17 protein-coding genes are annotated in these 8885 nt (G+C 66.3%); all 17 read right to left on the bottom strand.

Annotation, left to right across the window (positions count from 1 at the left end):
- Positions 1-98: 98 nt before the first annotated feature.
- Entirely contained in the window at positions 99-755 is a 657-nt protein-coding gene (locus ACZ59A_RS08205) for an adenylate kinase (RefSeq protein WP_468049104.1), read from the bottom strand.
- A complete protein-coding gene (gene secY, locus ACZ59A_RS08200; RefSeq protein ID WP_468049106.1) occupies positions 755-2068 on the bottom strand; it encodes a preprotein translocase subunit SecY in 1314 nt (437 codons plus the stop codon). Before secY ends, ACZ59A_RS08205 begins: the two co-directional genes overlap by 1 nt.
- A gap of 203 nt (positions 2069-2271) precedes the next feature.
- On the bottom strand, positions 2272-2727 hold the full coding sequence (gene rplO / locus ACZ59A_RS08195; RefSeq protein ID WP_014054179.1) for a 50S ribosomal protein L15: 456 nt from the start codon (positions 2725-2727) through the stop codon (positions 2272-2274).
- Between the two features lies 1 nt (position 2728).
- The gene (gene rpmD, locus ACZ59A_RS08190; protein WP_009715866.1) at positions 2729-2911 is read right to left on the bottom strand and encodes a 50S ribosomal protein L30; all 183 of its coding nucleotides are present in this window, start codon (positions 2909-2911) and stop codon (positions 2729-2731) included.
- A gap of 2 nt (positions 2912-2913) precedes the next feature.
- A complete protein-coding gene (gene rpsE / locus ACZ59A_RS08185; protein ID WP_009715867.1) occupies positions 2914-3519 on the bottom strand; it encodes a 30S ribosomal protein S5 in 606 nt (201 codons plus the stop codon).
- Between the two features lie 46 nt (positions 3520-3565).
- Positions 3566-3949 carry a 50S ribosomal protein L18 gene (gene rplR, locus ACZ59A_RS08180; RefSeq protein WP_385440556.1) on the bottom strand — a complete coding sequence of 128 codons (384 nt, stop codon included), beginning with the start codon at positions 3947-3949 and terminating at the stop codon, positions 3566-3568.
- A 3-nt stretch (positions 3950-3952) separates the two neighbouring features.
- Positions 3953-4492 (bottom strand): 50S ribosomal protein L6, encoded by a 540-nt coding sequence (gene rplF / locus ACZ59A_RS08175; protein ID WP_468049109.1) that lies wholly within the window; start codon positions 4490-4492, stop codon positions 3953-3955.
- Between the two features lie 20 nt (positions 4493-4512).
- A complete protein-coding gene (gene rpsH, locus ACZ59A_RS08170; RefSeq protein WP_385440561.1) occupies positions 4513-4911 on the bottom strand; it encodes a 30S ribosomal protein S8 in 399 nt (132 codons plus the stop codon).
- A 264-nt stretch (positions 4912-5175) separates the two neighbouring features.
- Positions 5176-5361 carry a type Z 30S ribosomal protein S14 gene (locus ACZ59A_RS08165; RefSeq protein ID WP_003948630.1) on the bottom strand — a complete coding sequence of 62 codons (186 nt, stop codon included), beginning with the start codon at positions 5359-5361 and terminating at the stop codon, positions 5176-5178.
- 3 nt (positions 5362-5364) lie between these two features.
- Complete coding sequence (rplE, locus tag ACZ59A_RS08160) at positions 5365-5925, bottom strand: 50S ribosomal protein L5 (protein WP_123108480.1); 561 nt, start codon at positions 5923-5925, stop codon at positions 5365-5367.
- Positions 5925-6248, bottom strand: coding sequence for a 50S ribosomal protein L24 (gene rplX / locus ACZ59A_RS08155; protein WP_468049111.1), 324 nt, complete (start codon positions 6246-6248; stop codon positions 5925-5927). Before rplX ends, rplE begins: the two co-directional genes overlap by 1 nt.
- Positions 6249-6251: 3 nt before the next feature.
- On the bottom strand, positions 6252-6620 hold the full coding sequence (gene rplN / locus ACZ59A_RS08150) for a 50S ribosomal protein L14 (RefSeq protein WP_003992364.1): 369 nt from the start codon (positions 6618-6620) through the stop codon (positions 6252-6254).
- 101 nt (positions 6621-6721) lie between these two features.
- On the bottom strand, positions 6722-7009 hold the full coding sequence (rpsQ, locus tag ACZ59A_RS08145; RefSeq protein WP_009715873.1) for a 30S ribosomal protein S17: 288 nt from the start codon (positions 7007-7009) through the stop codon (positions 6722-6724).
- Entirely contained in the window at positions 7009-7233 is a 225-nt protein-coding gene (gene rpmC / locus ACZ59A_RS08140) for a 50S ribosomal protein L29 (RefSeq protein ID WP_009715874.1), read from the bottom strand. Before rpmC ends, rpsQ begins: the two co-directional genes overlap by 1 nt.
- Complete coding sequence (rplP, locus tag ACZ59A_RS08135) at positions 7233-7652, bottom strand: 50S ribosomal protein L16 (RefSeq protein ID WP_009715875.1); 420 nt, start codon at positions 7650-7652, stop codon at positions 7233-7235. The genes rpmC and rplP overlap by 1 nt, the downstream gene beginning before the upstream one ends.
- A gap of 5 nt (positions 7653-7657) precedes the next feature.
- Entirely contained in the window at positions 7658-8503 is an 846-nt protein-coding gene (gene rpsC / locus ACZ59A_RS08130) for a 30S ribosomal protein S3 (protein ID WP_470955118.1), read from the bottom strand.
- Positions 8503-8850 (bottom strand): 50S ribosomal protein L22, encoded by a 348-nt coding sequence (gene rplV / locus ACZ59A_RS08125; protein ID WP_450875563.1) that lies wholly within the window; start codon positions 8848-8850, stop codon positions 8503-8505. The genes rpsC and rplV overlap by 1 nt, the downstream gene beginning before the upstream one ends.
- Between the last annotated feature and the right edge of the window lie 35 nt (positions 8851-8885).

Below are 8885 nucleotides of genomic sequence, written 5' to 3'. Positions count from 1 at the left end.
TCCCTCCCTCTTTGTTCCTCTCCCCCCCCCCCCCCCCCCCCCCCCCCCCCTCTTCCCCCCCCCCCCCCCCCCCACGGCCGTACTCCGGTCCTCGCGGCCTAGGCGGCCTTGGCCGCCAGCGCGCCCATGGCGCGCTGGGTCACCTCGGACACCTTGCCGAGCGCCGGGATCGTCACGACCTGGCCCTTGGCCTTGTAGTAGTCGATGATCGGCTCGGTCTCGCGGTGGTAGACCTCAAGGCGCTTGCGGACGGTTTCCTCGCTGTCGTCCTCGCGCTGGTACAGCTCGCCGCCGCACACGTCGCACACGCCCTCGGTCTTGGGCTGCTTGTACTCGACGTGGAAGGTGTGCGCGCTGTCGTTGCGGCAGGTCCGGCGGCCGGCGATGCGCTTGACCACCTCGTCCTCCGGGACCTCCAGGTCCAGCACCGCGTCGAGCGTCAGCTCGTTGGCCCGCAGGTAGGCGTCCAGCGCCTCGGCCTGGGCCACATTGCGCGGGAAGCCGTCGAGCAGAAAGCCGCCCGCGGCGTCCGGCTGGCCCATCCGGTCCTCGGCCATGCCGACCGTGACCTCGTCCGGTACCAGCTGACCGGCCCGCATGTACTCCTGCGCCTGCTTGCCGAGCGGTGTGCCCTGGCTGATGTTCGCGCGGAAGAGGTCGCCCGTGGAGATGTGCGGGATCGACAGGTTCTCGGCGAGGTACGTCGCTTGCGTACCCTTACCGGCTCCAGGAGGCCCGACGAGGACGATTCGCATCAGCGGAGGAACCCTTCGTAGTGTCGCTGCTGAAGCTGGCTCTCGATCTGCTTCACGGTCTCCAGGCCGACACCCACGATGATCAGGATGCTCGTGCCACCGAACGGGAAGTTCTGATTGGCATTGAGCGTCACCAGCGCCACCGTGGGCACGAGGGCGATCAGACCCAGATAGAGCGCACCGGGCCACGTGATGCGGTTCAGCACGTAGCTCAGATACTCAGCAGTGGGACGACCAGCCCGAATACCCGGGATGAACCCACCATACTTCTTCATGTTGTCGGCAACTTCTTCGGGGTTGAAGCTGATGGCGACGTAGAAGAACGCGAAGAAGACGATCAGCAGGAAGTACGAGGCGATGTAGATCGGGTGGTCGCCCTTGACCAGGTTCTGCGAGATCCAGTTCGCCCAGCCCGCCTTGGACTGGCTGAACTGAACGATCAGCGCCGGAATGTAGAGCAGGGACGAGGCGAAGATCACGGGGATCACGCCCGCCTGGTTCACCTTCATCGGGATGTAGGTCGACGTGCCGCCGTAGGAGCGGCGGCCGATCATCCGCTTGGCGTACTGCACCGGGATGCGGCGCTGCGCCTGCTCGACGAAGACCACCAGGCCGACCATGGCCAGACCACAGAGGATCACCAGGCCGAACTCCAGCCAGCCGCCCATGATCTTGCCCTGCTGCTTGATGCTCCACATGGCGCTGGGGAAACCGGCGGCGATCGAGACGAACATCAGGATCGACATGCCGTTGCCGATGCCGCGGTCGGTGACGAGCTCACCGAGCCACATGATCAGCGCGGTGCCCGCCGTCATCGTGATGACCATCACGGCGGTGGTGAAGATCGAATCGTCCCGGACGATCTGATTGCCGACCGGGCAGCTCTGGAACAGAGAACCGCTGCGCGCCGTGGCGACCAGGCCAGTGCCCTGGAGAATCGCCAGCGCGACGGTGAGGTATCGGGTGTACTGCGTGATCTTCGCCTGCCCGGTCTGGCCCTCCTTCTTGAGGGCCTCCAGACGCGGAATCACCACGGTCAGCAGCTGCAGGATGATGCTCGCCGTGATGTACGGCATGATCCCGAGCGCGAAGATGGTGATCTGGAGCAGTGCGCCACCACTGAACATGTTGACCAGGCCGAACAGCCCCTGCTGGCCCTTGGCCAAGTCCATGCACGTCTGGACATTCTTATAATCGATGCCCGGGATCGGGACGTGTTGCCCGAGCCTGAAGAGCACGATGATGGCCAGCGTGAACAGCAGCTTCTTGCGCAGGTCGGGCGTCTTGAACGCCCGGGCGAACGCGGTGAGCACGGTGCCTCCTGCGCCCCCCGCGTGCATGCGCGAGAGGTGACGGTCTTGAGGATCGACGAATACATATCAGCCAGGACCGCACGAAGACGTACCGCGCGGAAGGTAACAGCGCACGCCACCTTACCGGCGACCTGGCCCCCCTAGGAACGACCAACCGGGGATGCCCCGTATTTGGGGCATCCCCGGCCAGTTTCGCACGTTGCTCAGACGAGCTCGGTGACGGTGCCGCCCGCACCGGTGATCTTCTCCTTGGCGGAACCGGAGACGGCGTCGACCGTCACCTGGAGCGCCACGGAGACCTCACCGGAGCCCAGCACCTTGACGAGCTGGTTCTTGCGCACCGCACCCTTGGCGACCAGGTCGGCCACCGTGACCTCGCCACCCTGCGGGTAGAGCGCGGCCAGCTTGTCCAGGTTCACGACCTGGTACTCGGTGCGGAAGGGGTTCTTGAAGCCCTTCAGCTTCGGGAGCCGCATGTGGAGGGGCATCTGCCCACCCTCGAAGCGCTCCGGAACCTGGTAACGGGCCTTCGTGCCCTTGGTACCACGACCAGCGGTCTTACCCTTGGACGCCTCACCACGACCCACACGGGTCTTGGCGGTCTTGGCGCCCGGGGCGGGCCGGAGGTTGTGGACCTTCAGCGGGTTGTTCTCCGCCATGTCAGTCGACCTCCTCGACCGTCACGAGGTGCCGCACGGTGGTCGCCATGCCGCGGAACTCGGGGCGGTCCTCCTTGACAACCACGTCGCCGAGCTTCTTCAGCCCGAGCGAACGCAGGGTGTCGCGGTGGTTCTGCTTGCTGCCGATGTACGACTTCGTCTGCGTGATCTTGAGGCGGGCCATGCTCACACACCCACCCCGGCACGCGCCCGCAGCAGAGCGGCGGGGGCGACGTCCTCGAGCGGCAGACCACGACGGGCCGCGATCTCCTCGGGCCGCTGAAGGCCCTGCAGAGCGGCGCGCGTGGCGTGCACGATGTTGATCGGGTTCGACGAGCCGAGCGACTTGCTCAGCACGTCGTGGATGCCCGCGCACTCCAGAACGGCGCGCACCGGGCCACCGGCGATCACACCGGTACCGGGGGACGCCGGCTTGAGCAGTACGACACCCGCGGCCTCCTCACCCTGGATCGGGTGCGGAATGGTGCCGGCGATCCGGGGGACCTTGAAGAAGTGCTTCTTGGCCTCCTCCACGCCCTTGGCGATCGCGGCCGGCACCTCCTTGGCCTTGCCGTAACCGACACCGACGGTGCCGTCACCATCGCCCACCACGACCAGCGCGGTGAAGCTGAAGCGACGACCACCCTTCACAACCTTGGCGACGCGGTTGATCGCGACAACGCGCTCGACGTAGGCGGTCTTCTCGGCAGCTGCGCCACCGTCCCGCCGGTCCTTCCGGTCCCGCCGCTCGCCGCCACCGGCGCCGCCACCGCGACGCTGGGGTCCAGCCATTGGTTTTACCTCTCTCTGTTACGTCCGCTAGCTCCGGAACCGGGGCTTAGAACTTCAGCCCGGCTTCGCGGGCGGCGTCCGCCAGAGCGGCGATGCGCCCGGCGTACTGGTTGCCACCGCGGTCGAACACGACGGCCTCGACACCCGCGGCCTTCGCCCGCTCGGCCACCAGCGCGCCGACCTGCTTGGCCTGGTCGCTCTTGTCACTCTCGCCACCACGGATGGAGGTGTCCAGAGTCGACGCCGAGGCGAGCGTGTGGCCCGCGATGTCGTCGATGACCTGGGCCACCATGTGGCGGTTGGACCGCGTCACCACGAGGCGGGGACGCTCCGGCGTACCGGAGATCCGCTTGCGGACGCGGATGTGACGGCGCTTGATGGCAGCGGCCTTGCGCGCGTTGCCCTTAGCGATCTTCACACCGTATGTCATGGCTTACTTACCAGCCTTTCCGACCTTGCGGCGGATGACCTCGCCCGCATACTTCACGCCCTTGGCCTTGTAGGGGTCGGGCTTGCGAAGCTTGCGAATGTTCGCGGCGACCTCGCCGACCCGCTGCTTGTCGATGCCCTCGACGCTCAGCTTGGTCGCGGACTCCACCTTGAAGGTGATGCCCTCGGGGGCCTCGACCAGGATCGGGTGGCTGTAGCCGAGCGAGAACTCCAGGTTGGAGCCCTTCGCCAGGACGCGGTAGCCAACACCGCTGATCTCGAGCGCCTTGCTGTAGCCCTGGGTCACGCCGGTGATCATGTTCGCCACCAGCGTGCGGGACAGGCCGTGCAGGGCCTTGTTCTGACGCTCGTCGTTCGGGCGGGTGACAACGAGAGTGTTGTCCTCACCCTTGGCGACCTCGATGGGCGCGGCGACGGTGTGCGAGAGGGAGCCCTTGGGACCCTTCACGGCGACCGTGCGGCCATCGATAGTGACGTCCACACCAGCGGGAACCTGGATGGGCAGCTTGCCAATACGCGACATGTGCTTCCTCCGTTCCCTGGTTACCAGACGTAGGCGAGGACTTCCCCACCCACGCCCTTCTTGCCGGCCTGCTTGTCGGTGAGGAGCCCGTGCGACGTGGAGATGATCGCCACGCCCAGGCCGCCGAGCACCTTCGGCAGGTTGGTGGACTTTGCGTAGACCCGCAGGCCCGGCTTCGAGATCCGCTTGATGCCCGCGATCGAGCGCTCACGGTTCGGACCGAACTTCAGCTCGAGGGTGAGGTTCTTGCCAACCTCGGCGTCCTCGACCTTCCAGCCGGTGATGTAGCCCTCCTGCTGGAGGATCTCCGCGATGTGCGACTTGATCTTGCTGTGGGGCATCACGACGTCGTCGTGATAAGCCGAGTTCGCGTTCCGCAGACGGGTCAGCATGTCTGCGATCGGATCGGTCATGGTCATGTTTGGCCTTCGGCCTCTCTCGCCGGGGTTTCCTATCTGCACCATCCCTCTCACCCACTCGGGGTGGGCACGGGTGTGGCGCGGGGACCTTCGGCGTAGTAAGACAATTCTGGGCGACGAGAACCCAACCCTTCCACCTTACGGGAGTGAAAGGGCGGGTCTCGCCATCCAATGCTTACCGAGAGCCTCCGGAACCAGCCCAAAATTCCATCTTCGCCCGCCAGGGCGCCCTTTGAGGGCGGTGGTGGGAGACGGGTGGGCTGGTTACCAGGAGCTCTTGGTCACGCCCGGCAGCTCGCCACGGTGAGCCATCTCACGAAGGCACACGCGGCACAGGCCGAACTTGCGGTACACGGAGTGCGGACGGCCGCAGCGCTGGCAGCGGGTGTATCCACGCACGCCGAACTTGGGCTTGCGGGCGGCCTTCGCAATGAGAGCCTTCTTCGCCACGGCTCACGCCTCCTTGAACGGGAAGCCGAGGTGACGCAGCAGGGCCCGGCCCTCTTCGTCATTGGTCGCCGTGGTCACCACGGTGATGTCCATACCCCGGACACGGTCGATCTTGTCCTGGTCGATCTCGTGGAACATGACCTGCTCCGTGAGACCGAAGGTGTAGTTGCCCCGGCCGTCGAACTGCTTCGGCGACAGACCGCGGAAGTCGCGGATACGCGGCAGCGCGAGCGACACCAGGCGGTCCAGGAACTCCCACATACGGTCACCGCGGAGGGTGACGTGGGCACCGATCGGCTGGCCCTCGCGCAGCTTGAACTGCGCGATGGACTTACGGGCCTTGGTGACGGCCGGCTTCTGGCCGGTGATCGTGGTGAGGTCGCGGATGGCGCCCTCGATCAGCTTGGAGTCGCGGGCGGCGTCGCCCACACCCATGTTGACCACGACCTTGGTGAGGCCGGGGATCTGCATGACGTTCCCGTACGAGAACTGCTCCTGCAGCTTGCCCTGGATCTCTTCGCGGTAGCGCGTCTTGAGACGCGGTGCACTGGTGGTGGCAGTCATCAGATGTCCTCACCGGTCCGCTTGGCAACGCGGATCTTGTTGCCGTCGTCGTCGAAGCGGAACCCGACGCGGGTGACGACCTTGTTGCCGTCCTTCTCCACCACGAGCTGAACGTTGCTCACGTGGATCGGGGCCTCGGTCGTCACAATGCCGCCGGTCTTCGACCCACGAGCGGTCTGTCCGGCCTTGGTGTGCTTCTTGACCCGGTTGACACCCTCGACCAGGACGCGGTCCTCGCGGGGGAAGGCCGCGATGACCTTGCCCTGCTTGCCCTTGTCCTTACCGGTGATGACCTGGACCAGGTCGCCCTTCTTGATCTTCATCGGTTACAGCACCTCCGGCGCGAGGGAGATGATCTTCATGAACTTCTTCTCGCGCAGCTCACGGCCCACCGGGCCGAAGATACGGGTGCCGCGGGGGTCGCCATCGTTCTTGAGGATGACGGCCGCGTTCTCGTCGAAGCGGATGTACGAACCGTCCGGGCGGCGGCGCTCCTTCACGGTGCGCACGATGACCGCCTTGATGACGTCACCCTTCTTCACGTTGCCACCGGGGATCGCGTCCTTCACGGTGGCGACGATCACGTCACCGATGCCCGCGTAGCGGCGACCGGAGCCACCGAGAACACGGATGCAAAGGATTTCCTTCGCCCCCGTGTTGTCGGCGACGCGCAGTCGCGACTCCTGCTGGATCACGTCTATCTCCTGATCGTCTGCCGGTTCCCGGCAGGGGCTCGATGCATCAAGCCCCTGCCGAGCCTGGCGGAACTGACCTGAGGGCTGCTGCCCTCAGGGGGTTACTTGGCCTTCTCGAGGATCTCGACGACGCGCCAGCGCTTCGTCGCGGACAGCGGCCGGGTCTCCATCAGGAGGACACGGTCGCCGACACCCGCGGCGTTCTGCTCGTCGTGCGCCTTGAGCTTGTTCGTACGGCGGATGACCTTGCCGTACAGCGCGTGCTTGACGCGGTCCTCGACGGCGACGACGACGGTCTTGTCCATCTTGTCGCTGACGACCAGACCCTCGCGGGTCTTGCGGAAGCCGCGGCTCTGCGGTGCGTTCTCAGTCACATTCGTCTCGCTCATCAGGCGCTCTCCACCGTCTCGATGCCGAGCTCGCGCTCCCGCATCAGGGTGTAGATCCGGGCGATGTCCTTGCGGACGGCCTTCAGCCGGCCGTGGTTCTCGAGCTGTCCGGTCGCCGCCTGGAAGCGGAGGTTGAACAGTTCTTCCTTGGCCTCACGCAGCTTGCCAACGAGGTCCTCGTTGTTCAGCTCACGCAGCTCGGACGCCTTGGTACCGGCCGCCATCACGACTCACCTGCCTCGCGCCGCACGATCCGGCACTTCATCGGGAGCTTGTGAGCAGCGCGGGTGAGCGCCTCACGCGCAGTCTTCTCGTTCGGGTAGGACAGCTCGAACATCACCCGACCGGGCTTGACGTTCGCGACCCACCACTCCGGCGAACCCTTACCGGAACCCATGCGGGTCTCGGCGGGCTTCTTCGTCAGCGGACGGTCCGGGTAGATGTTGATCCAGACCTTGCCGCCACGCTTGATGTGGCGGGTCATCGCGATACGAGCGGCCTCGATCTGACGGTTCGTGACGTACGCCGGGGTGACGGCCTGAATGCCGTACTCACCGAACGCCAGCTCCGTGCCGCCCTTGGCCATGCCGGACCGCTTGGGGTGGTGCTGCTTGCGGTGCTTGACCCTGCGAGGGATCAGCATGTCGGTCAGGCCTCCGTTCCGCTGCTTGTAGACGACGCGGCCTCAGCGGCCGGGGCAGCGGCAGCGGCCTCGGCCTTGGGGGCCTCGGCGGCGGCGTTCTGCTGCTGCGGCTTGCGGCCACGGCCACCACGCTCGCCACCACGGCGCTGCGGGCGGTCGTTGCCGCCACCGCGCGACGGGCGGTTGCCGGCGCGGGCGGCGGCGTTCTCGGCGCGGACCTCGGCGATGTTCTTGACGTCGCCCTTGTAGATCCACACCTTGACGCCGATGCGGCCGAACGTGGTCTTGGCCTCGAAGAAGCCGTAGTCGACGTTCGCGCGGAGCGTGTGCAGGGGCACGCGGCCCTCGCGGTAGAACTCCGAGCGGGACATCTCGGCGCCGCCGAGACGGCCACCACACTGGATCTTGATGCCCTTGGCACCGGCCTTCATCGTCGACTGCATGCTCTTGCGCATGGCACGACGGAAGGAGACGCGGGAGGACAGCTGCTCGGCGACGGCCTGGGCCACCAGCTGAGCGTCCACCTCGGGGTTCTTGACCTCGAGGATGTTCAGCTGCACCTGCTTGCCGGTGAGCTTCTCCAGCTCGCCGCGGATACGGTCGGCCTCCGCGCCGCGGCGGCCGATGACGATGCCCGGCCGGGCGGTGTGGATGTCGACGCGGACGCGGTCACGGGTGCGCTCGATCTCCACCTTGGAGATACCGGCGCGCTCCATGCCCTTCGTCATCATCCGGCGGATGGCGACGTCTTCCTTGACGTAGTCCTTGTACAGCTTGTCGGCGTACCAACGCGACTTGAAGTCGGTGGTGATGCCGAGCCGGAACCCGTGCGGGTTAACCTTCTGGCCCATTACCGGGTTCCTTCCTTGCTGCTGACGACCACGGTGATGTGGCTGGTCCGCTTGCGGATCCGGTAGGCGCGGCCCTGGGCCCGCGGACGGAACCGCTTCAGGGTCGGGCCCTCGTCGACATAGGCCTCGGAGATGACGAGGCTGCCGGCGTCGGTGTGGTCGTAGTTGTGCGCGGCGTTGGCGATGGCGCTGTCCAGCACCTTGCCGACCGGCACGCTCGCGGCCTGCGGGGCGAAACGCAGGACCGCCTGAGCCTCCGTGGCGCCCATGCCACGAATGAGGTCCACCACTCGGCGGGCCTTCATGGGCGTGACGCGGATGTACCGCGCCTGGGCCCTGGCTTCCATGGTTGTCCCTTCGGTGTCTGTCATGAGTCTCTTCC

This window comes from Streptomyces sp. NPDC040405, from assembly GCF_055595765.1.
This window is presented reverse-complemented; position numbering and strand designations above follow the sequence as displayed.